The sequence below is a fragment of the Sorangium sp. So ce426 genome (assembly GCF_051475585.1).
In the GTDB taxonomy this organism is placed as follows: domain Bacteria; phylum Myxococcota_A; class Polyangia; order Polyangiales; family Polyangiaceae; genus Sorangium; species Sorangium cellulosum_B.
Map to the genome: position 1 here is coordinate 1,401,370 of NZ_CP150341.1, position 25,120 is coordinate 1,426,489.

At 72.4% G+C, this 25,120-nt stretch carries 18 protein-coding genes; 4 read left to right on the forward strand and 14 right to left on the reverse strand.

Translation table 11 applies throughout. The features are described from left to right. Nucleotides 1–51: 51 nt before the first annotated feature. The 10 genes from WMF44_RS05160 to WMF44_RS05205 form a co-directional block, all read right to left on the reverse strand. Nucleotides 52–1,146, reverse strand: coding sequence for a metallophosphoesterase (locus tag WMF44_RS05160; protein WP_437298002.1), 1,095 nt, complete (start codon nucleotides 1,144–1,146; stop codon nucleotides 52–54). Between the two features lie 92 nt (nucleotides 1,147–1,238). Continuing rightward, a complete protein-coding gene (locus tag WMF44_RS05165) occupies nucleotides 1,239–1,784 on the reverse strand; it encodes a DUF1232 domain-containing protein (RefSeq protein WP_012233576.1) in 546 nt (181 codons plus the stop codon). A 218-nt stretch (nucleotides 1,785–2,002) separates the two neighbouring features. Continuing rightward, the gene (locus WMF44_RS05170) at nucleotides 2,003–2,704 is read right to left on the reverse strand and encodes a hypothetical protein (protein WP_437298003.1); all 702 of its coding nucleotides are present in this window, start codon (nucleotides 2,702–2,704) and stop codon (nucleotides 2,003–2,005) included. Between the two features lie 263 nt (nucleotides 2,705–2,967). After that, the gene (locus WMF44_RS05175) at nucleotides 2,968–4,047 is read right to left on the reverse strand and encodes a dipeptidase (protein ID WP_437298004.1); all 1,080 of its coding nucleotides are present in this window, start codon (nucleotides 4,045–4,047) and stop codon (nucleotides 2,968–2,970) included. 4 nt (nucleotides 4,048–4,051) lie between these two features. Beyond that, a complete protein-coding gene (locus WMF44_RS05180; RefSeq protein WP_437298005.1) occupies nucleotides 4,052–5,389 on the reverse strand; it encodes a protein kinase domain-containing protein in 1,338 nt (445 codons plus the stop codon). A 100-nt stretch (nucleotides 5,390–5,489) separates the two neighbouring features. Further along, nucleotides 5,490–8,108 (reverse strand): transglycosylase SLT domain-containing protein, encoded by a 2,619-nt coding sequence (locus WMF44_RS05185; RefSeq protein WP_437298006.1) that lies wholly within the window; start codon nucleotides 8,106–8,108, stop codon nucleotides 5,490–5,492. A gap of 141 nt (nucleotides 8,109–8,249) precedes the next feature. Continuing rightward, nucleotides 8,250–8,651, reverse strand: coding sequence for a hypothetical protein (locus tag WMF44_RS05190; RefSeq protein WP_437298007.1), 402 nt, complete (start codon nucleotides 8,649–8,651; stop codon nucleotides 8,250–8,252). A 358-nt stretch (nucleotides 8,652–9,009) separates the two neighbouring features. Then, nucleotides 9,010–10,464, reverse strand: coding sequence for a sensor histidine kinase (locus tag WMF44_RS05195; RefSeq protein ID WP_437298008.1), 1,455 nt, complete (start codon nucleotides 10,462–10,464; stop codon nucleotides 9,010–9,012). Between the two features lie 441 nt (nucleotides 10,465–10,905). Continuing rightward, on the reverse strand, nucleotides 10,906–11,370 hold the full coding sequence (locus WMF44_RS05200; RefSeq protein WP_012233582.1) for an SRPBCC family protein: 465 nt from the start codon (nucleotides 11,368–11,370) through the stop codon (nucleotides 10,906–10,908). A 182-nt stretch (nucleotides 11,371–11,552) separates the two neighbouring features. Continuing rightward, the gene (locus WMF44_RS05205; protein ID WP_437298009.1) at nucleotides 11,553–12,836 is read right to left on the reverse strand and encodes a SprT-like domain-containing protein; all 1,284 of its coding nucleotides are present in this window, start codon (nucleotides 12,834–12,836) and stop codon (nucleotides 11,553–11,555) included. Nucleotides 12,837–12,989: 153 nt separating this feature from the next. On the opposite strand from WMF44_RS05205, the gene WMF44_RS05210 reads away from it, so the two are divergent. Continuing rightward, nucleotides 12,990–15,038: a sulfatase-like hydrolase/transferase gene (locus WMF44_RS05210; protein ID WP_437298010.1), complete on the forward strand. Its 2,049-nt coding sequence runs from the start codon at nucleotides 12,990–12,992 to the stop codon at nucleotides 15,036–15,038. A gap of 5 nt (nucleotides 15,039–15,043) precedes the next feature. Beyond that, a complete protein-coding gene (locus WMF44_RS05215) occupies nucleotides 15,044–17,062 on the forward strand; it encodes a sulfatase-like hydrolase/transferase (protein WP_437298011.1) in 2,019 nt (672 codons plus the stop codon). 30 nt (nucleotides 17,063–17,092) lie between these two features. Here the strand turns inward: WMF44_RS05215 and WMF44_RS05220 are convergent, their stop codons facing one another. Beyond that, on the reverse strand, nucleotides 17,093–17,662 hold the full coding sequence (locus WMF44_RS05220; RefSeq protein WP_437298012.1) for a hypothetical protein: 570 nt from the start codon (nucleotides 17,660–17,662) through the stop codon (nucleotides 17,093–17,095). After that, nucleotides 17,659–18,909, reverse strand: a complete 1,251-nt coding sequence (locus tag WMF44_RS05225) for an AAA family ATPase (RefSeq protein WP_437298013.1) — start codon at nucleotides 18,907–18,909, stop codon at nucleotides 17,659–17,661. Before WMF44_RS05225 ends, WMF44_RS05220 begins: the two co-directional genes overlap by 4 nt. A gap of 440 nt (nucleotides 18,910–19,349) precedes the next feature. On the opposite strand from WMF44_RS05225, the gene WMF44_RS05230 reads away from it, so the two are divergent. Further along, entirely contained in the window at nucleotides 19,350–19,907 is a 558-nt protein-coding gene (locus WMF44_RS05230; protein ID WP_437298014.1) for a Uma2 family endonuclease, read from the forward strand. Nucleotides 19,908–19,946: 39 nt separating this feature from the next. On the opposite strand, the gene WMF44_RS05235 is transcribed toward WMF44_RS05230, so the two are convergent. Beyond that, the gene (locus tag WMF44_RS05235; protein WP_437298015.1) at nucleotides 19,947–20,459 is read right to left on the reverse strand and encodes a DUF1993 domain-containing protein; all 513 of its coding nucleotides are present in this window, start codon (nucleotides 20,457–20,459) and stop codon (nucleotides 19,947–19,949) included. Between the two features lie 215 nt (nucleotides 20,460–20,674). Continuing rightward, nucleotides 20,675–23,761 (reverse strand): PEP/pyruvate-binding domain-containing protein, encoded by a 3,087-nt coding sequence (locus tag WMF44_RS05240; protein ID WP_437298016.1) that lies wholly within the window; start codon nucleotides 23,759–23,761, stop codon nucleotides 20,675–20,677. 119 nt (nucleotides 23,762–23,880) lie between these two features. On the opposite strand from WMF44_RS05240, the gene WMF44_RS05245 reads away from it, so the two are divergent. Further along, nucleotides 23,881–24,942: a YegS/Rv2252/BmrU family lipid kinase gene (locus WMF44_RS05245; RefSeq protein WP_437298017.1), complete on the forward strand. Its 1,062-nt coding sequence runs from the start codon at nucleotides 23,881–23,883 to the stop codon at nucleotides 24,940–24,942. Nucleotides 24,943–25,120: the final 178 nt, after the last annotated feature.

Below are 25,120 nucleotides of genomic sequence, written 5' to 3' on the forward strand. Positions count from 1 at the left end.
ACGACACGCGATCGCATTGCCGACGGTGCTGAAGTTTTCTCACAATTACGGCTATTTTTTCGGTTTGGCCGCGCTGGTCGCCTTGGCCGCCTTGGTTGACTCGGTTGCCTCGGTTGCCTCGGCCGCCTTGGTTGACTCGGCCGTCAAGACGCGCACGGTGTCACCGACAATCTCCAGCGCTGCTGGTTTTCCGCCGTAATGCGCCGCCATGCCGACGTCGATCCGCCAGATCTTGTCGCCGCAGGCCGACGTGGCGCCGTGCTTCTGGACCGTGTGGCCCACGACCATGCGCTTCGCGGACATCGCCGCGAGGGTCTGGTCCAGCGCCGCGCAGGGGGGCGACCCCGGGCTCGGCGGCGGCTCGCTCGAGTAGAGGCGCGCCCACACCGGGCTGTCCTCGGCCGCGATCACGGCCGGCGCGGAGGGGCTCTTCCCCTCCATCCACGCGCGCACCTCGCGGTTGATCCGCGAGATGCCGTAGCGCGTGTGGGCCGGGAGCACGCCGCCGTGCGTGAAGACGGTGTCGCCGACCGCGATGATCACGTCGCGCGCCGCGAGCTTCCTGGCGTAGACACCGCCGGGGGCGAACGCGGCGGCGCGGGCTCGCGCGGGGGGCGGCACCGGCGCGAGGCGGGGGCCCGACGCGTCGAGCCCGGGCACGTCCTCGAAGTCCTTGAAGCCGCCCTCGGTGACGTAGCGGAAATCGAGCTGGACGTTCATGACCTCGTGGTTGCCGTTCAGCGCGTACACGGCGCCGCCGGCGGCGCGCGCCTCGACGGCGAGGCGATCGAAGAGGTCGACGATCTCCTGCTCGCCGTCGCCGCGGTCGAGCTCGTCGCCCGTCTGCACGAGCACGAGCTTGCCGCCGATCCAGCGATCCGCGCCGTCGATGGCGCCCGCGATCCGCAGGGCCGTGCGCGTCGCCGCGAGGTCGCCGTGGACGTCGCCGATGGCGACCACGCGATCGGCGGCCGGGTAGGCGTAGGAGCGATCCGCGTCGGGCGGCGGCGCGGCCGGGGCTCCTGTCGAGCGCGAAGGCGGAGAGGTGGCGGCGGGGCTGTGCGCCGTCGAGGCGGGTCGGTCGGCGTCGCAGCCCGCGGCGAGCAGTGCGGCGAGCAGCGCGGTGAGGCGGAGAGCGGCTGACATCGGACGCGATCCTCCGGAGGATGATCGGGGGTGTACCATGGCGAGCGGTGGACGCGCCGCGCCGCGCCGCGGCGGCGCCTCGACGCGCGCGATCAGGCCGGAAGTTTGGCGGAGAGGAATGATTTCAGCTTGATCAGATTCTTCGCGTCACGGCTGAAGCTCGGGGCGGTGTAGCTCGACGCCCAGCCGGTGATCTCGTGCATGAACGAGGCGCGGACCTGCTCGTCGCTCAGGATGTCGTCGACGGTGCGGCCGCGCGCGGCGCCCTTCTCCAGCGAGCGCACGTAGCCCTTGAGCCGGGCGTAGTCGCCGCCGAGCAGCTCGGCGATGAGCTCCGCGTCGCGGGCGAGCCGCGCGAGGGCCGGCGCCTGGTCGCGCAGCTCCGGGCTCTCCGCCGCGGCGAAGGACGCGGCGACGCGCAGCACGAAGGCGTCGTCGAGGAAGCCGAGATCCTCGATGCCGTCCGGGATGAGGTCGAGCGACTTGAAGAGGTAGTTGAGGCCCCCCGCGAGCGAGCGGCGCGTGGCCTCCGGGCTCTCCGGCGAGGCGAGCAGGCCCGCCAGATCCGTGGCGTCCGAGGCGAGGCTGCGCAGCCACTCGGGGAACGTGTCGAGACAGCGGTCGTCGAGATCGGTCATGGGATCCTCCCGGCGGGAGCCGGAGGGTAGTCCGAGGGGCGCGGCGCCGTCCATGCCATCCATGCAGGCGAAGGCGCTCGCCGCCGCTCCGGGCGCCGGGCGCTGCGACCAGGACATCGTTGCCGGCGCGGGCGCGCGTCGCCGGCGCGCGTCGATCGGGGCTCGCCGGCGGCGCGCCGCGCGGCGCGCGCGGGCGCTCTCCCGCGGCAGCCCCGCGATCATTCGTCCGGTAACCCGAACCCGACCTGCCCCGCGACGCTCGAGCTCGCGCGCACGCTCACCTGGATGCGCACCAACGCGCTCTTCGAGGCCTCGGCCGCCCCGGCGACGCACGCGAGCGCGCGCGCTCCCGCGCCGCCCACGAGCCGCGGGAGCGCGGCGCCGACCTGGAGCACCGTCAGGGCGTCGCCGAGGAGCCGGTGGCCGAGCGCCTTCTGGGCGTGCAGCAACGCCGGCAGGTTGGCCTGCAGCGTCGCCGCGAGCCGCGCGGCCATCTCGCCGCCCTGCACCACGCGCGCATGGACCCGCGTGGGCGTGCAGGGCGCGTGGACGGCCGCGTGCGCGCGGCAGCACGCATCGCAGTCGGCGTCGCCGCTCGGGGGCCACTCGATCCAGGAGCACTGCGGGTCCTGCCAGGTGCCCGCGCAGCGCGCGTGGCACGTGCCGTCGCAGCCGCCGTCGCACTTGCCGTCGCACTGCCCCACGCAGCGGCCCTGCGCGTCGTGGGCGGAGCACTGCCCCCAGCACTGCCCGGTGCAGCGCCCGTCGCACGGCCCGTAGCAGCGGCCCTGGCAGTAGCCGGAGAGCCGCGCGGGGTCGCACTCCGTCACGATCTGCTCCAGGGTCAGCTCCACGTTGCACGAGCCGCTGCATCGCGCGCCGCTCGGCTCGCAGTCCGGCCACCTCAGCGTGACCCCCACCCCGGCGCCCTGGAGGAAGATGGCGTCGATCGCCGCCGAGACCGGGCCGCAGGCGCCGCTGGGCCCCGAGGACGTCGCCCGGGCTGCGCAGCTCGGGGCAGGAGGCCTCGGCGGCGCCCTCGACGTGCGGGAGCTCGGCGCAGCTCGGGCCGGCGATCGACGCGAAGAGCGCGCGGGCGAGCGGCCCTCGCACGGACCGAGCGACTTCCCTGCGCATGGGCGCCTTTATCACGATCGCGCGGGCGGCGCGCGGCGGCCCTCGGCTACGGGCGCGCGCCGCCGGCCGCGCTCGCGCTCTTCGCGTCCCCCGCCGGCCGCCAGCCGAGGATGCGCAGCGCGTTCTGCGCGAAGATCTTCACGACGTCCTCGCGCGACATGCCGCGCTGCCTGAGCCGCGCGGCGAGCGCCGGCAGCGCCGACGCGTCGTCGAGCCCCCTCGGCGGGACGATGCCGCCGTCGAAATCCGAGCCGATCGCGACGTGATCGACGCCGGCCACGCGGACCATGTGATCGACCTGCGCGACCACGTCGTCGACGCCCGCCTCGCTCGTGCCGTTCACGAAGGGGGCGTGGAAGTTGAGCCCCGCGACCCCGCCGCTCCGCGCGATGAGCCGCAGCTGCTCGTCCGTCAGGTTGCGCGGCCGGTTCGCCACCGCGCGCGCGTTCGAGTGCGTCGCGACGATCGGCGCGCCGTGCGCCGCGGCGATCGGGACGAGATCCGCGAACGCGGCGTCCGAGACGTGCGAGACGTCGATCAGGGCGCCCTGAGCGTACACGCGCTCGCAGAACCGCTTGCCGAGCTCGGTCAGCCCGTACGCCGCCGGCTCGCCGGTCGCGGACGACGAAAGCCGCGTGTTCTTCGCGTGGTTCGGGCTGATGAGCCGCACGCCGCGCGCGATGAAGCGGTCGATCTGCGCGATGTCCGCCGCGAACGCGCCGGCCCCCTCGATCGAGAGGAACGTGCTGATCTTCCCCGGCTCGGCCCGCGCCGCGCCGAGCGGGAGGAGCACGGGGTTCGCGGCGATGATCGCCTCGATCGTCGCGAGGACCGCGCTGGCGTCCTCGATCTGCGGGCCCTCGGGGCGCGCCTGGTCGGGCAGGTAGATCGGCAGCACGACGCCGAGGTAGTGGCCCGCGACGAGCGTCTCCCGGCGGGCGTGGCCTTCGCCGAGGCGCCTGTCGCGGCCCTTGAAGTGGACCTGCCAGGGCACGTCGACGTGCAGATCGACGACCGGCACGGGGGGCTCCGCGGGCGGGTCGCCGAGCGTGGGCCGCGGCGAGCCCAGGGCGCCGGCGGCGCAGGTGACGGCGAGCAGGGCGCGGACGCGGGCGCCTCCGTTCACGCGCTCACCCGCTCACCAGCACGCCCAGCGCGAAGCCGACGCCGAGGCACACGAGCCCGATGAGCCCCACGAGCCACCAGGCAGCGCCCTCCGAGCCCCCGCCCTCGGCGGCCAAGGGGACCTCCACGACCCGCACGTCGTAGTGGCCGCCCGTGAGCGTCGGCACGCCGGCGGGCTGCTGCGCGCTGATGTGGGTTGGCCTGGCCGAGAAGGTCGCCGTGGGCGCCACCGACGGGGACGCCTGGACGGGCGGCGCTGTCATGCGCGGCGGGGGCACCGTCGGGACCCTGGACGCGATGGGCGGCACGCTCTGCACCGGCTGCGTCACGTTCTGCGGCGGCTGCGCCATGTTCTGCGGCGGCTGCGTCATGCTCTGAAGCGGCTGCGGCGGCGGCAGCGAGGGCAGCTGGTGCGTCAGCGCGGGCGACGCCGGCGCGTCGGGCCACGCGCTGGGCGTCGCGATGCCCGTGCGGTGCGCGATGGCGCCCAGCGTCTGCGCCATCTCCTCGGCCGTCTGGAAGCGCCCGGCCACGTCCTTGGAGAGGGCGCGCTGGAAGAAGAGGCCCCAGGCCGCGAGGTGGGGCGCGACCTGCTCGATCGGGCGCACCTCCTTGGCGAGCACGGCGGTGAGCCGCGCGAACTCGTTCTCGGCGGGGAACGGCTGCGTCGCCGTGAGCATCTCGTAGAAGATCACGCCGACGCTCCAGAGATCGGTGCGCGCGTCGACGCCCTGCGCGTTCTTGATCTGCTCGGGGCTCATGTAGCCAGGCGTCCCGAGGAGCGTGCCGGCGCGGGTCTTCAGGCCCATTCCGCCGGCCGCGTCCATCACCTTCGCGATGCCGAAGTCGAGCACCTTCACGCGGAAGCCCCCGCGCGGATCGCGGATGAGGAACAGGTTCTCCGGCTTCAGATCGCGGTGGATCACCTTGTGGCTGTGCGCCGCCATGAGCGCCTGGAGCACCTCGTGGATGATCGGCACGGCCTGCTGCGGGGGGATCGGGTTGCCCGTGTCGATGTACGCGGCGAGCGGGACGCCCTGCAGGAGCTCCATGACGAGGTAGGGCGTGCCGTCCTCGGCGCGGGTCGCCTCGAAGACCGAGGCGATGTTCTGGTGGACGAACCCCCTCGTCGCCTCCGCCTCGGCGAAGAAGCGGTGGAGGACCTGCTCCTCCTGCGTGAACTCGGGGTGGAGCACCTTGATCGCCCGCTTGCCCTCGCCGCGAAGGCCCTCGGCCTCGTAGACCGCGCCCATGCCCCCCTCGCCGAGGAGACGCAGGATCCGGAAGCGCCCGTTGAGCACGGCGCCCACGAGCTGGTGGGAAGGGCTCGATGGGTCGATCACACGCGGACTCTACCAAAGCTTAGGCGCGGCCCGCTCGCCGAAACCTCGGCGGTATGCGGCTCCCGCCGGCGCTTCGGCGCGCGGCTCACGCCGGCGCGGGTCAGGGCGCGGCGTTCGCCACGGCCGAGCGCGCGGCCGGGCTCGCGGGCAGCGGCGTCCGCAGGGCCTCGCCCGGCTGAGCCCCGGCGTAGAGGAGCTCGTAGACGGCGAGGCTCGTCATCACGCGCTTCGTGTAGAGCCGCGTCTCCTCGTACGGGATGCGCTCGACCCACAGGTCGAAGCTCTGCGAGGGGCGCTCCGCGATCCATCGCTTCGGCGCGCCGCCCCCCGCGTTGTAGGCGGGGATCGCCAGCAGGGGGTTGTCCGAGAACTGGCTGCGCAGCTGCGAGAGGTAGCGGCAGCCGAGCGCGATGTTCACCTCGGGGCGCTTCAGCGCGTCGGCGCTCCACGGCAGCCCGAGCGGCTTGGCCATCCGCTTCGCGGTCGGCACGATGAGCTGCATCAGCCCGAACGCCTGGGCCGGCGAGGCCACCCTCGGGTCGAAGGCCGACTCCTCGCGCATGATCGCGTAGGCGAGGGCCTCGGGGATCCCGCTCCGCTTGGTCTCCGCGGCGACGAGGCCGGAGAAGGGGCGCGGGTAGGCGAGCTCCCAGGCGCCGCGCCAGCGCCCGACGGGGTAGTGATCGACCCACTCGCCCGCGAGCTCGACGGCCGCCGGCGCCGCCATGGCGGTGCGCAGGATGCTGTACGACTGTGGCAGCGCGCCCGAGCGCGCGAGCAGGAACGCCGAGGCCCACATCACCTCGCGCGGCGCCGTCTTGCCCCCGACGCCGAGCAGGTCGAGCTCGCGCCGCGCGAGCTTCGCTTCCCCCTGGCGCGCGAGCTCGACCGCGCGCGTGAACGCGGGCTGCGCGAAGAGCGGGCTCCTGAGCTCGGTGTACGGCGCGCTCGCGTCGCGCTCCAGGGCCGCGGACAGGGCACGCTCGGCGGCGGCCGGGTCCACGTCGGCGAGCCGCGCGTGGGAGAGCGCCATGTAGAAAGAGAGCGGGTAATCGCGGATCACCTGCTCGAGCAGCGCCTTCCCCTTGTCGGGCGAGCCCGTCTCGATGCGGGCGCGCCCGAGGTAATAGGGGAGCCTGCCGGCGGCGTGGTACGCGCGTTCGTGCGGGAACCGCTCGAGCGCGCGCTCGAGCGGCCTGACCGCGCCCGCCCAGTCGCCGCGCTCCATCTCGAAGAGCGCGAGCTCGAACAGGCCGTCGGCGACCATGTCGCCCGACGGGTAATCGTCGGGCATGGCGGTGAGCAGCTGCACGAACTGCGCCTGGTCCCCGAGCCCGAGCAGCGCGCGCGCGCCGAGGTAGCGCGCGTCGTCCGCGAGCCGATGATCCGGGTATTCCTTCTCGAGCAGCGCGAAGCGCGCGGCCGCCTCGGCGTGCCGATCGACGCGGAGCGACGCGCGCCCGGCGTTGTAGAGGGTCTCGGGCCGCCGCGGGGCGGGCGCGCTCGCGCCTGCAGCGGGCGCCGCGCCTGCGGCGGCGGGCGCCGCGCCTGCGGCGGCGGGCGCCGCGCCTGCGGCGGCGGGCGCCGCGCCTGCGGCGGCGGGCGCCGCGCTTGCGGCGGCGGCCGCGGCCGGCCCACAGCGCTCGATCGCCGTGCCGAAGAGGTCGGCGGCCTCGGCTCGCCGCCGGAGGCGCCCGAGCGCCTCGCCGCGCGCGGCGAACGCGTCGCAGGCGAAGGCCGAGGGCGCCTGCGCCTCGGGGAGGGCGATCAGCGCGTCGGTGACGGCGAGCGCCTCCTTGTCCTGGCGCGAGGCGAGCAGGGCGCGCGCGCGGGCGAGCAGATCGGCGGGGCCCAGGTCGAGGAACGGCTTGCGCCGCGCGAACGGCAGCGTCGACAGGGCCTGGTCCTGGATCTCCTTCGCCTCCCCGGCGCCGGCGCCGCCCGGCGCCTCGTCGATGACGCGCCGGGCGACGCGGATCGCCTCCTCGGCGTGGTCTTCGCTCGGGTGGCGGAGCAGCGCGCGGGCGAAGCGGAGCGCCTCGGGCACCCACGTCGACGCCGGCCAGCTGCGGGCGAGGTAGGCGCGCCAGCGCGCGGCCGCGCCCTCGATGTCGCCCTTGTCGGCGAGCGCGCCGGCGACGATGCGATCGAGCTCGTCGGCGATCGCGACGTCCGACGCGACGGCGCGCGCGCGCTCGAGCGCCGCGTCGGGCTGCCCCGCCCTGGCGAGGAGATCGGCCGCCGCGAACCTCGCGTGATCCGCGAGCGGCCCGCCCGCCGCCGCGGCGGCGTCGTACTCCTTCGCCGCGCCCACGGGATCGCCCGCGAGGGCGCGCAGCCGCCCGAGCTGGTAGCGGAACGCCGCCGCGTCCGCGGGCGGCAGGGGCGCCGAGAGCGCCTGGGCCATCGCCGCAGCCGCGCCTGCGTACGCCTCCTGCTCGACGAGCTTCTGCACCTGCGCGAGCCGCGGGTCGTCCAGCACGAGGGTGAGGCGCTCGGGGTCGAACGCCGGCGCCTGGCCCGGCGTGCCCGTGACGACGGGCCCCGCCGGCGCTGCGCTCGGCGGGGGCGCTGGCCGCGGGCAGAGCGGCGGGCAGGCCGCCGCCCCGCGCTGCGCGGGGGGCGCGCCGGCGCACGAGGCGCCGAGCGACGCGGTCAGCGCGAGCGTGGCGGCCAGCGCGAGCGCGGCGGCCCCGGAGCGGGCATCCAGCCTGAACATGCCTGCACCATACTCCGGATCGCGCGGCCGCACAGCGATCGAGGCGAGCGGCGCGCCTGCGAGCCGCCGGAGCGCCCTCTCGTGAGCTGGCGCCCCGGCGTTCGGACGTGGTGTGGAAGCGTGCGGGGCAGTGGCGCGGCGTTACTTCGTCGCGTCGCAGGCGAGGAAGACCCGGATGGCCTCGATCGTGTCGTCGGAGAGCTTCACGCCGATGGGCATCCCGTCCGCGCCGTTCGCCCCGCCGATCTGGATCTCCGAGAAGATCGCTTCCGCCTCGGCGCTGACGCTGGCGGGGTCGTCGACGTTGACATCCTCCGGAGCGTTGATGCGCGACGCGCCCACCGAGGTCGACAGATGACAGGGCACGCACTGGTCCTGGAGCGCCTGGTAGCCCGCCTCCTCCTGCGCGGTCGCGTCGGGCGGACATTCACCGAGCGGCGAGTCCCCGGAGGTACTGCCGCCGCCGTCGTCGCCGCCGCAACCGTGGAGAGCGCCAATGACAAAGGGCGCGAAGCAGAGCAAGAGCATCGTACGAACGGGCATCAAAGCACCTCAACAGCTTGTTTAGGGAAGGGGAGCGAGCCGGAGTCGAGCCTCCAGCCATGCAGGCCGGCCGGGCGCTGCGCGCCGATGGTGCCTGGGGCAGCGTACCGGGTCAACAAAGACGGATCGGCGTGGACTGAAGGAAACCGGGGTCGTCCGAGGGGGCACCTCGTACGAGTTCGAGGCGCCGTGGGTCTCGTCGGCGGCAGCCTCGCGCGAGGGGAGGCGCCGCCGGCCCCGTTCGGATGGGGCGGCTACCGCGGCGCGTCCGGGACCGGCGTGTCGAGCAGGAGCTCGGCGCCTATCTTTTCTCGCAAGCGCATCCTCACGTCGCTCGCGGAGCGCAGCCTCCCGGATGTCATGCGGTGGTGCTCGGGCCGATTTCGGGCGCGTGCGCTGCCTCGCTGCGCGCTCTGGGCAGCTCGAACCAGAAGAGGCTCCCCTTGCCCACGACCGTGCGGAGCCCCACGCGGCCGCCGTGCGCCTCGGTCAAGCGTTTGACGGTGGCGAGGCCCAGGCCCAGGCCCGGCACTCGAGCGCCTTGCGCTCGGACATGAGGCTCGAACACCGTCTGCTCGAGGGCCGGCGCGACGCCGGGCCCTGTGTCCTCCACCTCGATCCGCACAGCCTCTCTCGCGTCGAGCACCCGGATCACGACGCGGCAGACCGCCGCGTCGCCGAGGTACTTGAGCGCGTTGCGGATCAGGTTGGCGAGGATGCTGGTCAGCACGCCGGGGCTCGCGGCCACCGCGCACGGGGCGAAGGGCTCGACGCGGAGCTCCGCGCCGAGCTCCACCGCGACAGGAACGAGCTCGACCATGAGATCGTCGATGATGGAGCGCACCTCGGCGCGCGCGCCTGACTCCGGACTCGCGCCCGCGCGAGCGAACTCCAGGAGCCCGTCGGTCATGCGCTTGACGCGCAGGATGGACAGCCGGGCCCGTTCGAGCGCATTTCGTGCCGGATCTCCCTCGTCGCTCCGCCGCAGGGCGAGGTCCAGCGCGAGCGCGACCGAGCCGAGGGGGCTGAGCACGTCGTGCGCGACCCGGCCGGCGAACTGCTCGAGCTCATCCGCTCGGCGCTCCAGGAGCACGCCCTGCCGCCAGAGCAGCCTCACATGGCGCCGGATCTGCACGGCGGCCGCCGCGCAGGCCAGCAGCGCGAACATCACGCTCGCCGTGTTGAGCACCAGCGCGATCCGGCGAGAGCGAACGCGGCTGGCTGCGATCTCGGTCGCCAGACGAAGCGCCTGCCGCGCGTTGAGATCGATGCTCGCCATCACGGCCTCGCTCGTCGAGTTGAAGTCCGCTCGCAGCGCGCCGTCGACGAGCTTGTTGGCCTGGTCCGGATGGCCGCTCGCCACCAGCGAGAGGGCCCGGTCGGCGTCCAGATGGAGCTTGGCGAGCTCCTGAGCCACGGTCTGCCACTGCCTGAGCTCGCCCGGATACACGGGCATGTCGAGGTAGGCGTCGAGGCTCCGGGAGAGAGTGTCACGCGCCTCGTCGAGCTCATGGCGAGCGAACGGGCGGCCCAGCGCGGCGTTGTTGACGAGATCGCCCAGGAGCGCCTGGGTATGCCTCAGCTCGGCGCGCGCGGCCGCCAGGTGCATGATGCTCGACGTGGCGTTCTCCGCCAAGCTCTTGGCCGCCGCGTCGATCTCGGCCTCTCGGTGCTCTGCGTAGGCGGCCGAGATCACGAAGCTCGCGATAGCGGCGAAGAACGCCGCAAACAGCGACAGCAGGATAGACGGCAGCCTCTCGGGCATAAGAGTAGACTTCGACCTCGCCGGATCCTTCCGCCGTCGCATCGCCATGCCGGGATGCTGTTCCGCCGTCCGCCCGAGCGCAACGCGGGAAGTACGCCGGCATCGTGGCGAATCACCCCTCGCTGCATCAGCGGATGTCCCCCAGGCTCGTGTCGAGGGAGGATAAGATAACCACGATTACGCTGAGGATAAGATAACCACGATTACGCTGGTGAGCGCTGGTCGGCCTTGGTGCCCTGAGCGCGATCGAACGACCTTGTTTGAACACCGATGAGGCCCCCGGAGAGGGTGTCCGTGGGGCGGCGTGGGGGACGGACCGCTGTCTGAGCCTGATCGACGTGCTCTCTCCGGCGTGCGCAGCGCGCCGGAGAGAGCACGTCGATCAGGCGAGTTCGGTGGGGCCCCCGCGCCGCCCCACGGACACCCTCTCCGGGGGCCGGGCAGCCGGGACCAGCGCCCTCTCCTGGGGGGCCGGGCGCGCAGCGCTAGCTAGCTCGCCCGCCGCCGCTCCAGGTGCGTCTTCATGGCCTTGAGATCCCCGTGCACCGCCTTCTTGAAGCTGCCAATGAACAGCCGCCCCAGCGTCTCCATGAACCAGCCCATCCCGGCGATCTCGCCCTCCATCTTGAGCAGCGTGCCGGCGCCCTCGGGCTCGAAGACATACCGGAAGCGGTAGGCCCCCCGCCCCGTGGTGCCCTTTTGCCCGTCGACGAAGAGGTCCAGACGCCTGCCGGGCTCCGCCGCCGTGACCTCGAACAGCTCGGTCGATTCCTTGCCGAACATCTTGCGGGTCTCACGCCACATCGCGCCCTTGCCGACGACGGCGCCCGTGAGCTTCTCTACCCGCACGAAATTGGGCATCCAGTCGCCGAACGCGTCGATGTCGGTCGCGAGCCGGAAGACGTCCTCGGGCGATGCGTCGAAGCGCTCTTCAATGGTGAACAGGAGCGGCATCTCGTTCTTCTCCTAGGCTTTCCCGCGCGCCGTGCCATCGTGCCGGAACCGATCCTTCTCCGTCAACGAGCGCGTCGAGCGCGCGCAGCGGCCGAGACGCTGGCGCCCCGCCGTCTCGCGTCTCTCGCATCGTTCGGCTTCCGTCCGAGCTCCTCGCGCGGCCCGGATCCGGAGTCGCGGGCTCAGCCCTTCTTGCCCGGCGGCAGCAGCATGCCCCGGTTGCCGGTCGCCCCCTGCATCGGGCGGTGCAGGACGATCTTTCGCCCCGCCTCGCGCCCGTGCGCGTGCGCCGCCGTCCGCTGGTTGCCCGTGTGGCGCAGGTGCTGCACGTGCGGGTGGCGCGTTCGATAGTAGCCGTCCAGATCGGCGTCCCTCACCCAGACGAGCCCCTGCTCCGCGGACACCTTCCGCTCCGCGTTCAGCTTCTCGAGGAACCCGAGCATCACCCCGGCCTGGTAGGTCCGCCGGTCCTTGTTGCCCTTCACCCCCTGGGTCCGCTTGTGCTCGTTCCACAGCTGCTCGGCCGTGTGGTGCAGGAACGCGTGCACGTAGGCCGCCATCTCCAGGTTCGCCGGCGTCCCGCAGATCTCGAGGACGCTGCCCCGCTTGCCCTCGAGCGGCACGTAGACGGGCACCCAGATCGCCTCGACGAAGAAGTGCTTCCCCAGGATGCCGCCGACGATCCGCTCGGTCTCGCCCACGCGCCCGCTCGGCGCGCCGAGGTGGCGGAAGCCGTACTGCCGCGCGGCGCGCGCCTTCGCGACGTCGAGGTTGTACTTCAGCATCAGCCGCTGCGCGGCGCTCATCGCCGCCTGCGCCTCGTTCGCGTTCGGGCTGTCGGCGAGCGCGAGCAGCCGCGCGATGCGATCGAGGATCCGGGCGTCCACGCTCGCCTCCGACGCGTCCGCGTCGCCGCCGCGCGCGACCCCGCCGGGATCCGCCGGCGAGCGCCCCGCGGCCGGCATCCCGGCCGCCGTCCCGTCGATGCCGAGGCGCGTGCACACCTCGCGGAACGCCGGCCCGTGCGCCGCCTCGTCCCTGACGCCCAGCACCTCGTGCACGTACTGGTGCGCCATCTCGTGCTTCAGCACCTCGATCACGACGCCCCACGGCTGCGTCAGGACGAGCGGCCGCGAGATCTCGATCGCGCGCGCCTCCGAGACCCACCGCCCGAGCCGGCTCGCGGCGTCGGACAGCTCGATGGACGCAGAGCGCAGCTTCCGCCGGAAATGCGTGTAGTTCAGGCTCTGGTAGGCCGCCATGAGCTCGCGCACGAGCGCGGCCTCCAGCTCGGCGCTGAGCCTGGCCGCCGTCTCGAGCGGCGGCTCGGGCGCCGGCGCGTCCGGCGACGGCCGCGCCTCGGGCTGCGCGGCGGCCTCGGTCGGCGCGGGTTCGGCCGGCGGCGCCGCGGCCCCAGGGCCTTGCTGCGCGCCGCGCATCCCGTTCAGGAAGAGCTGCTCCGCCATGCGAACGCCTCCATGGCACGCCTCGCGCGGCGGTCGAAGGGTTTTCTCGCCTCCCGGGCGGGCAACCCCGGCCGGCGCCGTCACCTCGATGCCGCCGAGCCGCCTCAGAAACGTTCCCGATACGCCACGTCCTCGGTAAACTCGGGCGCCTCCGTGCTCCGCTCCAAGGCGCTCAACGATCCTCCGCCGGCCGAGGCCGACGCCGCAAGTCGCTCGTCCCGCGGCTTCGCCCGCGATCTGGGCGCAGATCGCGCCGCGGCGCGCGCGCGGCTGCGCGCCGTCGCCCGCGCCCGCCGCCGCTACGGCCGCCTGTTCCTCGCCCTCCCGCTCCTCCTCATCGTGATGGCGGACGTCCTCCTCCGCGGCGATCGCCTGCTCGATCTGGGCGGGAAGCACATCGCGAGCTACCTCGGCGCGATGGTCGAGAGCGCCGCGCTCTGGGGGCTCCTGCTCTTCGCGGCCTCGTCGCGGCGGGGCGCGGCGCGGTGGCTCGCGGCGCTGCTCTTCGTGGCGCTCGCGACGCTGTCGCTCGGCGGCCAGCTCTACTTCCACCGCCAGTACGCGACGTACCTCAACCTCGACGCGACGCTCTTCGGGACCTCGCTCTCGGCCAGCCTCTTCGGCCAGCTCCGGGCCGACGGCGAGAACTTCTTCCGCTCGGTCCTCCCGCCGCTCCTGCTCGCGATCGCGCTCGTGTGGCTGGGCCGGCGGATCGTGCGGCCAGGTCGCACGGCGTGGGCCCGCGCCGCCCGCCTCGCCGCGCCCGCGGTCGTGGTGGCCGCGTTCGTCCTGCCGTGCTCCTACCGCACGGTGCAGGCCTCCACGCCCGACGTCATCTACTTCCACGCGATCGGCGGCCTGCTCAAGGAGCTCGCCGGCGTCCAGACCACGGCGCAGGTGCGCCCCGGGCTCCGCACGCCGCCCTCGCTGCCGCCGGTCACCCCGCGGCCGGGCCCGCAGCGCAACGTCCTCTTCATCCTGACCGAGAGCGTGCGCGCCGACGCGACGTGCTCGGCGCGCACGCCCGTGGCCGCCGGCGAGGCGCCCGCCGCGTGCCCCGGCACGCCGCGCATCGACGCGGCGGTGCCCGACCGGCTGCCGCTCACGCAGATGCGCTCGAACGCCTCGACGACGGCGATCGGGCTGGCGGTGCTCTGGTCCGGCCTCCAGCCGGTCGCGACCCGCGAGGCGCTCCACACGGCGCCGCTCGTCTTCGACTACGCGCACGCCGCCGGCTTCGACAGCGCCTACTGGACGAGCCACCACATGATGTTCGCCAACTCGCGCCTCTACGTGCAGGACCTGCCGGTCTCGCACCAGTGCGGCGCGACCGAGCTCGATCCGCTCGCCGACATCGATCTCGGCGCCGACGACCGGCTGCTGTCGGCGCACGTCCGGTCCGAGGTGCTCTCGCTGCGCGAGCCGTTCCTCGCGGTCGCGCACTTCGGGAACACCCACGTCCCCTACCTCGTCGACCCGGAGGACGCGCCGTTCCAGCCCGCCCTCGAGAGCAAGGCGCCGGACGACAACGAGGCGTACCGCAACTTCTACAGGAACGCGGTCTACCGTCAGGACGCGGCCATCGCGGAGCTCATCCGCTTCGTCCGCAGCTCTCCGGTCGGCGATCGCACGGTCATCGTCTTCACGTCGGACCACGGCGAGGCGTTCCGAGAGCACGGCCAGCTCGGCCACACGGGCTCGATCCTCGACGAGGAGATCCGGGTGCCCGGATGGATCGACGCGCCGCCGGGCACGCTGACGGCCGCGGAGGAGGGCGCGCTGCGCGCGGCCCGGGACGAGCTGGTCTTCCACACCGACGTCGCGCCGACCCTGCTCGACCTGATGGGCCTCTGGGACGAGCCTGCGCTCGCGGGGTACCGGGCGGCGATGGTCGGGCACAGCCTGCTCCGGCCGTCGCCGGGGCCGGCGGCGCTGGCGCTCACGAACTGCACCGGGATCTGGGGCTGCGCGTTCAAGAACTGGGGGATGATGCGCGGCAACATGAAGCTCGAATCCCGCGCCTGGGACACCGCCTGGCACTGCTACGACGTGCTCGCCGACCCCCGCGAGCAGCGCGACCTCGGGCCCGCCGCCTGCGGCGACCTGCCCCGGCTCGCGGACGCCCTCTACGGCGGTCCCGCCGGCAGCGTCGACGTCCCTGCCCACCTCCGCGACCTCGCGGTCGGGCCTCGCCACGACTGATCCGGATGACCCAGGACATCGACCGACAGGGCGGCGCGCTCGCCGAGCCGCCCGCGTCCCCCGCCGTCAGCCTGCCCGCCCGCGCGGGCGATCGCGCCGCCCGTGACCGCGTCCGCCCGCGCGCCGCGCGGAAGGCCGCGCTCCGCCGCGCCCGCCTGATCAGCGCGGCCCTCCTGGCCTCGCCGGCGCTCTGGATCCTCGTCCTCGACGTGCTGCGCCGGGCCCGCCACATGACAACGTTCGATCGGCCGCACGCCGCGGGGTATGCCGCGACCGTGGCGGCGTCGCTGGGGTTCTGGGGCCTCTTGCTCTACGTCGCCTCGGGCCGCCGCGGCGCGGCGCGCGGCGCCGCGGGCGCGCTGTTCGTCGCGCTCTTCACGCTCGCGTGCGGCGTGCAGGGGGGCTTCCACGCCCTCTACAACATCTACTGTTCGGTCGACTCCCAGATCCACTCCCAGTCGATCCCCTGGTCGATCGTGGGCACGCTCCCGCTCGGGCACCCGCGCGTGATCGTCCACTTCGCTGTCGCGCTCGGGTTCGCCCTTGGGGCGCTCCGGCTCTCCCGCCGGCTCGTGCGCCCCCGGCGGCTCCGGCGGCGCCTCGCCGCCGCGGTCGTGCCGCTCGCGCTGGCCGGCGTGGCGATGATCCCGGTGAGCTACCGGGTGATCCAGTCGTCGTCGGCCGACATGATCTACTTCCACGGCATCACCGCCCTGGTGAAGGAGCACCTCGGCGTCACGAACGACTCGCCGGATCTGCGGGTGCAGCGCCGCAACCCGGAGCGCGTGCCGCGGCTCTCGGCGCGGCCCGCGCGGCCGCGGAACGTGGTGCTCCTCCTGCAGGAGAGCCAGCGGGCGGACGTGACGTGCGTCGCGTACGACCCGGCCTGCGACAAGGCGACGCCGTTCTCCAACGCCGCCGCGCCCCGCCGCATGCCGCTCCTGCAGATGCGGGCCCACGACTCGACGACGGCCATCTCCATCTCGAACATCTGGTCCGGCGTCCCTCCGACGGAGAGCCTCGCGGTGCTCGGCGCCGCGCCGCTGCTCTGGGACTACGCCCACGCGGCCGGGTGGGACACCGCGTACTGGACGAGCCAGAACCTCATGTTCGGCAACGCTCGGCTCTACGTGCAGGACATCCCGGTCTCGCACCGGGCTGTCGCGACCCAGCTCGATCCGGGCGCCGACCTCGATTACGGCGCCTATGATCGGCAGCTCACGGATCGGGTGATCGAGGAGTGGGACGAGCTCGTCGAGCCGTTCTTCGCGGTCGTCCATTACTCGAACGTCCATTTCCCTTACGTGAGCGATCCGCTCCACTCGCCGTTTCAACCGAGCGAGCTGACGAAGGCGCCCGAGAAGAACGAGCACTTCAAGAACTACTACAAGAACGTCGTTTACCTGTCGGACATGGCGGTTGGCCGGCTCATCGAGCACATCCGCGGGACGCCGAGCGGCGAGCGCACGGTCATCGTGTACACGTCGGATCATGGCGAGTCGTTCCGGGAGCACTGGCAGCTCGGCCACACGAGCTCGCTCTGGGACGAGGAGATCCTCGTCCCGACGTGGGTCGACGCGCCGGAGGGGACGCTCGCGCCGGAGGAGCGGGCGAGCATCGAGGGCGCGCAGGACACGTTCGTGTGGCACCTCGACCTGGCGCCGACGTTCCTCGATCTGATGGGCCTCTGGGACGAGCCGGGCCTCGAACCGTTCCGCCGGCGGATGATCGGACACCCGTTGACGCGGCCGGAGCGCACGGTCGCGCCGATGCCGCTCACGAACTGCACGTGGGTGTGGGGTTGCGCGTTCCGCAACTGGGGGATGATGCAGGGGCCGATGAAGATCGAGGCGCGCGAGTGGGACGGCGAGTACCACTGCTTCAACGTGCTCGACGACCCGCTGGAGCTGACCAACCTGGGAGAGCAGGCGTGCGCGCCGCTGCCCGACCTCGCGCGGGGGCTCTTCCACGAGATGCCGAACGTCACGCCGCCGGGGAGGCCCAAGGTCGACTGGGGCGGGTGAGCCTGTACGGGGCGCGGGCGGCGCGGGGTGCTACGCGCCGAGGCGCCGCTCGAGGTCCGCGACCTCCGGGCACAGGGAGCGAATGCGGCTGTACCGCGAGGCTGCCTCGCGGGCCAGGATCCCGCGCCCATCCGCCGGCTCCTGGAGGACGCCGCGCTTTTTGGCGAGGGGTTGATAGTAATGTTCCTTCGGGTTTTCGTGGGCGCGTACTGCCTTCCACGCCCACTCGGAGGGCAGATCGTGTCCGGCGAGGAGCCACACCTCGATCTCTTGCCAGGCGTTCTCGGCCAGAAAGCGTTTTCCCGGTGGAAGAGCGGCGCTGGCCAGCGACTCCAGCCTATCGAGGGCCTCGCGCCGCCCCGGTTTGCCGTCGCGATCGACGATGAGCAGGAAGCACTCGATCATGGCCTGATAGCGCAGGATGATCTCCTGGACGCGCTCCCACCGGAGCGCCTGGTCGACGCCGCCGAGGAGCGGATCGCGGCACACGAGCACCTTGGCCTTGCGTCCGATGGCCTCGAACATCTTCGCGACGATGGGCTCGAGGACGTATTGATCCTTGCGAAAGTCCTCGGGGATGACGAGCACGCGGTAGCTCACTGGGCGGCCTCGCCCGCGTCGTCTGCCATGAGCTCGACCATGTCCTCGAGCCAGCCGGAGGCGTGAAGGCGAGCGAGGTCCTGCGTCTCGAGGATCCGGTTCAGGTCGGGAAGGTCGACCACCTTGCGTACGCTGGACTCGTCGGCGCCGCGGAGCCGGTAGATGAGGAGGGCGCTCTCCCTGGACTCGGGGCTCAGGAATCCGAGGAGCTGTGGCGAATGGGTCGTCGCGATCACCTGGATGTCCCTGGTGCGACACTGCTGCTCGATGAGCTGCACGAGGAGGTGAAGGCGCGTCGGGTGGATGCCGTTCTCGATCTCCTCGAAGAAATAGAAGTGAGCGGAGTCGGTGTCGAGAAGAGCGGCGAGGATCGCGAGGAAGCGCAGCGTGCCGTCCGAGGCGCTGTAGGCCGAGATCCTGCGCCCGCCCTGCTCCACGAGGTGCACGAGGACGCGTCCGGCGAAATCCTGGGGAAATTCGAGATCCATCACGTCGAGCGGCGTGAGGGCGCGGATCCACTCGAGGAGCGTGTCTCTTCGCTTCGGATCCAGGGAGATCGCTTGCAGCACGGACGAGAGGTTTTCGCCGCGATCCCCGAGCACCTGTCTGCCCGGCAACGAGGGTAGCCGCGCAGCGTCCGGTGAGAGGTCCAGGAAACGCATCGAGCGCAGCGTGTGCAGCGTCCGCTTTGCTTGTCTCCGGACGTAACGAGGATCCCTGACCTGCGCGATCGCAGGCGAGCTTATCGCAGGCGAGCTTGACAAGGTGGATTCCTCACCACCTCGCGCGAGGCGTACGAGCAAGTGCTCTTTGTCTTTCTGCGCAGGGGCGTCCTCAGCGGGGTGTGAGTCGAAGTCCATGTCTGTGCTCCCGTAGAGGGCCTCGCGTGTGACCCTGGGAGCAGCATTCGAGAGCCCGGTGGCGACGGAGACTCGATATTTGTGATGGTACTGGTTCTCAATGTCCTTGAGCTCTGCACTGATCGAGAACTCCGGTCCTCCTCCGAAGACAACCTCCTTCGTGCCGCCCCGAATCCCCTTCCACTGAAGCTCGCCGCCCTCCCCGTACTTCTCGCCAAGGATCTCCGCCAGCGAGTAGCCGCGGCCGACGCCATGGAGAAAGCGGAACGCATCGCGGAGGTTGCTCTTGCCGGAGGCGTTCGTCCCGACGAGCAGCGTGAAGGGGCCCAGCGGGATCGCCGCCTTCCGGAAGCTCTTGAAGTTCTCGAGCGTGATCGAGTTCAGCATGGGCTCTCGGCGTGGAGTGTAGCCGCCGCGCTGCCCGTCGTTTCACTGAATCGCTCGACGGCGCGCCTGCGCCCGGTGAAGCGTGCGGACTCTGGACGGGCGGCGGACGGACGGCGCGCGCTCCGGGCCCAGCACGCTCCGCGACGCGGGCGGCTGAGCCCCGCGCGGCGCTCGGCCCTCCTCCAGCAGCGCCGCCTGCACGGCCCGGAAGCGCGCGCTCTGCGCCGCGCCTTTGCGCCAGGCGAGGTGGATCGTGTTCCCTGAGCGGGCGCCGCGCTGGACCGAGGTTCGGCGCTGATCGGGCGAGAGAGCGCGTCGCGGTCCCACGTCCCGGAGGCAGGCGGAGCGAGCTGGTCAGGCCGAGCGAAGCGCCGCGACACCTCGCTCGGAGGCGCTATGCTCGACGCGTGCCCGCTGCACAGAAGCCACACCCAGCCACCGTGGCGGATCTCCTGGCCATCCCCGAGGAGCAGCGCTTTCACGAGATCCTCGACAGCGAGCTCGTGCAGAAGGCCGTCCCTTCGTTCGAGCACGGCGACGCGCAGTCCGCCATCGTCGCGCACGTGAAGATCCCCTTCCAGCGGCGCCCCGGGGGCCGCTGGCCCGGAGGATGGTGGTTCGCCACCGAGATCGAGGTCGAGTTCATGCCGGACCAGGTGTACCGGCCTGACGTGGTCGGCTGGCGCCGCGAGCGCGCGCCGGAGCGGCTCAGCGGGTGCCCTGTCCGGCTCCGGCCCGACTGGGTCTGTGAGGTGCTCGCCCCGAGCAACCCGCGCAACGACACGGTCAAGAAGATGCGCGTCTACCAGCGCTGTCAGCTCCCCCATTACTGGATCGTCGATCCCCGGGAGGAGACGCTGACCGTGCACCGGTGGACCCCGGAGGGGTACCTCGTGGCGCTCCGCGCGGAGCGGGGCGAGCGCATCAGGGCCGAGCCGTTCGATGCGATCGAGCTTCAGGTCGGGGTGCTCTTCGGGGACGAGCGCGAGGACGACTGACGGCCCCCCGCCGCCTCCCGCGGGGGAGGGCCGCCTCGGTCACAGGTCGCGGAGGTCGAGCGACCCGATGAAGTCGGACTTGCCGACGTCGAGCCCGTTGTGCCGCAGGATCGAGTACGCGGTGGTCGCGTGGAAGTAGAAGTTGGGGAGCACGAACCCGAACACGAACTCCGGGGCCCTCATGCCCTTGCCCGGCAGGAAGAAGAGCGGAATCGTGCGGTCTTCCGCGCCCTTCAGCTGCTCCGGCTTCACCGCCTTCACCTGCTCGATCGCCTTGCCGACGCGCGCGCGCAGCTCCGCGATCGTCTCGTCGCCCGTCTCGAGCTGCGGCGGCTCCCCGCCGGTGAGCAGCGCGCTCAGCCTCAGGGGCCAGGCGATGACGTTCTGGAGCTGACGCCTGAGGTTCCACTGATCGGGCGCGAGGCGCGCCGTGAGGAGCACCTCCGGGTCGAACTTCTTCTGCTGTGCGTAGGCCTCCGCCTTGTCGAGCCAGACCAGCACCTGGCCGAGCATGCGAGTCATCTGGGGGAACGAGCTGTCGTAAAGGCTCATGATCTTCTCCTCGTCAGCAGGAACAGCTGGCGCCTCTGGTCCACCCGCGGCCTCCGCGCGTCAACTCCGCGCGCGCGCCGGCCACGGTCCACGTCGCGTGGTCGCCTGGAGCGGCGGTCGAGCCCGGTTGTGCGCTTCGAGGAGGAGTGACGAGCCCGGCGGAGCCTCAGGCGGCGGCGGGGCTCGCCGGGGCTCCGCAGGCCCTCCGGGGACGCTCAGTCGACCTGGTGGAACACGCCCGCTGGATCGAGCGTCCACAGCTTCGGGCCTTCCCCGCCGCCGTCCGACGTCCGGACGTGGATCAGCCGGATGCCCTTCTCCTCCAGCTCGGCGAGGATCGCGGGATCCAGGCCGGGCTCGAGGCGGGGCTCGAAGATGAAGTCCTCCGAGAAGTTGTGGTGCTGCGGGCGGTACGTCTGCGCGTGATAGCCCCTGAGCACGATCGGAGCGCTCGTCAGCCCCTCGATGCGCGTCTCCACCCACTTGTGGAGCGGCGCCGTGTACCCCGCCGTCGGGCCCGTGGGGGCCGGCGGCCAGTAAAACGAGGTCTCCACCGCGACGCCGGACGTCCACGAGAGCGAGCGCTCCTGGAGCAGCGCGCCCGCCACCGGGGGGCCGTCCGCGGGACAAGCGTCGAGCTGCACCACCTCCGAGGACACCTCGAGCGGCGTCCCGTCCCAGTCGAGCGCCCGCACGGGCGTGGCGTAGGCGGCGCTCAGCATCATCCCGACGTCGCGCAGCGCGACAAGCGGGCCCAGCGACGGCGGCAACAGCTCGGGCACCGGGGAGGTGGCGAGCGCATAGGTGATCTCCGAGGCCCCGGCGCCGTCCACGAAGGAGTCCGTGGCCGTCTCCTCGGCGTACGCGTGGGACGCGGCCGGCCACGCCGCGGGGCTGCCCGAGAGCGTCGCCACCGATCCACCGGAGAGGTAGTCGAGCCGCGCGTCCTCGAAGAAGCTGCTGGCGAGCGCCGCCGGCGTGAGGAACCCGCTCTTCGCCGAGAGCCTCGCGCGCACCTTGAGCCGGTGGTTCGCGAACACGTCGCCGAACTCGCCCTGGAAGGTGCAGACCTCCCGCGGCTCGTCGAGCAGGAACGGCGTGAGGCTCGGCGTCGTGTCCGGGAGCGCGACCTCGCGCACCTGCTTCACGACGAGATCTCCGGGCTTCATCTTCTTGAACTCGTAATCGAGCAGGAACGACTTCCTGCCGGGGTTCAGCTCGCTGAACCGCGCCTCGACGCGGCCGAGCAGCGCGGCGAGCGCGAGGTAATCGTCCTCCCATTGCATCACGTGGCCGCCGAGCGGGACGAGCGTCGAGCTGGACAGGAGGTAAACGGAGGTCTCCTGGTCGAAGAGGCTCGCGGTCACGACCTCCGGCTGCGCTCCGCCTTCCGGGTTGGTGACGGACGTCGCCCCGAGCTGCGTCACGATCTGGATCTGGTCGTTGACCAGCTCGCGCCGCTCGAGCGTCGCGACGCCGTTCGCCATCTCGTCCTCGTCAGGATAGGAGTGATGGACGAGGACGCCCATCCCGACCTCGGCCTCGTCGACGCCATGGAGGAGCCGGGCGAGGAAGGCGTTGTCGTTGTAGAAGCTCGCGTACACCTTGCGGATCGCGCGGAACACGCCGCGCTCGCCGGCCTCGTCCGGGTCGCACAGGCTCGGCCCCTCCTGGTCGGCGTCCCGATCGTCGGCCAGGCAGCCGCTGTAGCTGTCGTAGAGGCCCGCGCCCGTGAAGACGGCGCTGTCCTCCACGTTGGTCGAGCTCCGGAACCGGATCTTCTTCGTGGGCGTGAAGCCCTCGAGCGCCGCCTCGATCGCCTGCCGCTGCCCCGCCGAGAAGGCGGTCTCCCCGGTGATCCGCGCGCGGATCGCCGCGAGATCGGCCTTGAGCGCCAGCATGTCGGGCGGGTAGGCATGGCCCGCGAGGCGCTCCGCGATCTCGGCGCGCAGCGTGCGGCCGCCGGGCATGACCTGATCGAGGAAATCGTCCCAGAGATCGAACGACAGCGCGACCGCGACATCGGAGCTCTCCGGGATGGCGTCCCGCAGCAGGCCATAGTTCGCGGCCTTGCCCCCGAAATGCACGATGTCCGCGGGACCGAGATCCTCGGTGGACCCGGCGTAGGCGCCGAGGGGCTCCTTGGGCTGGATCCCGAGCTCGCCGGGCCGCTTCAGCGCGAGCAGCTGCTCCCTGTCCGCCGGCGCGATCCCTCCGGCCTCGAAGAGCACGGCGCGGCAGATGGACCCGTATTGCAGCGAGGCCCGCAGCGCGACCTCCTCGCCGTCGAGCGCCTTCGCCGCGTCCGCGGCGGCCGGATCGCCGAGGTAGACGAACGGGATGCCGAACGAGGTCGCGAGGAGGGCGGTGTGCGCGTTCGGCGTCGCGGGCGACAGCGAGACGATGCCCGCCACATAAGGCACCTCCGCGGGGATGGAGTCGGTGAGCAGGATGTCCTCGGCCCGGAGCTCGCCGCTCGCGTAGGCGGCGTCGATCGCGTCCGGCGGGACATAGCGGAGCCGGCCCACGGCCCAGCCCGTCGCATAACACGCGTCGCCGTCCAGCCACCGCTCGACCGAGCTCACCGGGAACCCGCTCGCCTCGAAGAACGCGCTGTTCTCCGCGGCCGACGCCGCCTGCTCGTACGTCGGGAAATAGAAGGGTTGCGCCCCCTCGGGCGCGACGACGCTGTTCTTCACGAGCTCCAGGACGACGCGCGCCACCTCGGGATCGTAGGCGTCCTGGCGGACGAGCTGGATGCCGTACTCCGGCACGCTCTCCGGGGTCGGCGGGAAGATCACGGCGCCGAGGATGGCCTTCTGCCCCTCCTCGTGCAGCGAGACCTCGTCGAACTCGTCCCGCGACATCTCGAAGAACGGGTCGAGCCGCGCCGTGGCGAACTCGCCGTGGAACGGGAACTTGTTGCTGTCCTGGTAATAGACCTTGGTGGGATCGTGCATCAGCACGGTGAACTTCACCCAGCCCGGCGTCTCGAAGGTCGGGGGCCAGGCGGCGAAGGGCTCGAAGGGGAAGCTGATCTGGTTCTTCCAGTCCTCCGATGGCGTGATGTCGATCGGGTAGGTGTCGACGGGCCATGACGCGCCGCCTCCGGCGCTCCCGCCTTCGCCGCCCGCGCCGCCTTCGCCGCCCGCGCCGCCTTCGCCGCCGGTGGCGCCCCCGCTGCTCGTGGCGCCGCTGCCACCCGCGCCCGCCGCCGAGTCCTCTCCGCAGGCGGCGAGCGTCCCCGCGCCGAGGAGCGCGAGTGCAAGACAAGCCGGTCGACCGATTCGATGAAGTCTCATGAACAACATCGCGGTACAACTGCCGTGCCATCGTGCGGCCAGCGGCGTCTCCGGGCTGCGCGGCGGGGCGCCGCTGTCGCGCGCGTGGCGCACGCAGGCACAGCCGTACGGGCGCGGCGATGGCCGCCCGCGCGGGTCCGCTCGCGCTCACCCCGCCGATTTTTCTTGGGGTTTCAACCGGTTCGGCGTTCTACGATGCCGCCATGACCGAGCGGAGAGCGGCGCTGATCGTCAACCCTGCTGCCGGCCACGCGGGCGATTCGGTCGAGTCGCTGCCTGCCCGGCTCCAGCGCGAGTTTGCGCTGAGCGTCTACGAGACGAGCGCGGAGCGCTCTGCCGCCGCCTGCGCCGACGCGGCGCGCCGCGAAGGTGCCTCCCTGGTGATCGCGGCGGGCGGCGACGGGACGATCTCCAGCGTGGCGTCGGCGCTCCTCGGGACCGATGCGTGCCTGGGGGTCCTGCCGCTGGGAACGGCGAACTCGATCGCGCACTCCCTGGGCATCCCGGCCGACCTGGAGGGGGCGATCGACGTGCTCGTCCACGGCGAGCCGACGCGCATCGACGCCGCCCGCGCCAACGGGAAGACCATGATCCTGCTGTCGGCGGTCGGGCTGCACGCCGACACGGTCGGCGAGACCCCGCAGGACGAGAAGCAGCGCTGGGGTGTGCTCGCGTACATCCGCACCGGGCTGAAGAAGCTGATGAGCCTCGAGCCGTTCGTTGTCGAGATCGAGACCGAGGACCAGCGGGTCCACTGCCGTGCGGTTGCGGTGACCGTCGCGAACATGGCGCCTCCGCGCACGGTGCTGGCGCAGGGGCCGCCCGTCCTGTCCCCGGACGACGGGCGGCTCGACCTGACCATCGTGTCGGCCACGACGCTGGTGGAGGCGGTCGCGACAGGGCTGCATCTCCTGAGGACCGCGATCGACGGCGAGCCGGCCGAGCGCGACAACATAGGTTTTCTCGCCGCCCGGCGGGTCTGCATCACGACCGATCCGCCCCAGAACGTGCTCATCGACGGCGAGGAGGCCGGGACGACCCCGCTCGTGGTGGAGTGCCTCCCGCGCGCCCTGACGGTCATGGCGCCCCGCCGCGAGGAGGCCCGTGAAGCGCCGCCCGCCGCGGAGGTCGAGGTGAAGCTCGCGGGATTGCCCGAGCTCGAGGTCGAGCCGAAGCCGTGAAGCGCGCTCGGGCCGCGAAGGTCCGAGGAAAATCCAGACGATCACGATCCCGCTTCGCGGCGCGCCGCGAGCAGCATCGTGACGGCCTCATCAGGGGGGAACCGGAGCCGCCCGGCGTAAGGAAACGTGGTTCTGCCGCCGCGGCAGGGCTCGGTTCTTGACCTTTCATCGGGAGCGC

What these genes read in the sequence shown, in the direction of transcription:
- WMF44_RS05160 (WP_437298002.1), bottom strand. Translation starts at nt 1,146, where the DNA reads ATGTCAGCCGCTCTCCGCCTCACCGCGCTGCTCGCCGCACTGCTCGCC.
- WMF44_RS05165 (WP_012233576.1), bottom strand. Translation starts at nt 1,784, where the DNA reads ATGACCGATCTCGACGACCGCTGTCTCGACACGTTCCCCGAGTGGCTG.
- WMF44_RS05185 (WP_437298006.1), bottom strand. Translation starts at nt 8,108, where the DNA reads ATGTTCAGGCTGGATGCCCGCTCCGGGGCCGCCGCGCTCGCGCTGGCC.
- WMF44_RS05190 (WP_437298007.1), bottom strand. Translation starts at nt 8,651, where the DNA reads ATGCCCGTTCGTACGATGCTCTTGCTCTGCTTCGCGCCCTTTGTCATT.
- WMF44_RS05195 (WP_437298008.1), bottom strand. Translation starts at nt 10,464, where the DNA reads ATGGCGATGCGACGGCGGAAGGATCCGGCGAGGTCGAAGTCTACTCTT.
- WMF44_RS05200 (WP_012233582.1), bottom strand. Translation starts at nt 11,370, where the DNA reads ATGCCGCTCCTGTTCACCATTGAAGAGCGCTTCGACGCATCGCCCGAG.
- WMF44_RS05205 (WP_437298009.1), bottom strand. Translation starts at nt 12,836, where the DNA reads ATGGCGGAGCAGCTCTTCCTGAACGGGATGCGCGGCGCGCAGCAAGGC.
- WMF44_RS05215 (WP_437298011.1), top strand. Translation starts at nt 15,044, where the DNA reads ATGACCCAGGACATCGACCGACAGGGCGGCGCGCTCGCCGAGCCGCCC.
- WMF44_RS05225 (WP_437298013.1), bottom strand. Translation starts at nt 18,909, where the DNA reads ATGCTGAACTCGATCACGCTCGAGAACTTCAAGAGCTTCCGGAAGGCG.
- WMF44_RS05235 (WP_437298015.1), bottom strand. Translation starts at nt 20,459, where the DNA reads ATGAGCCTTTACGACAGCTCGTTCCCCCAGATGACTCGCATGCTCGGC.
- WMF44_RS05240 (WP_437298016.1), bottom strand. Translation starts at nt 23,761, where the DNA reads ATGAGACTTCATCGAATCGGTCGACCGGCTTGTCTTGCACTCGCGCTC.
- WMF44_RS05245 (WP_437298017.1), top strand. Translation starts at nt 23,881, where the DNA reads ATGGCCGCCCGCGCGGGTCCGCTCGCGCTCACCCCGCCGATTTTTCTT.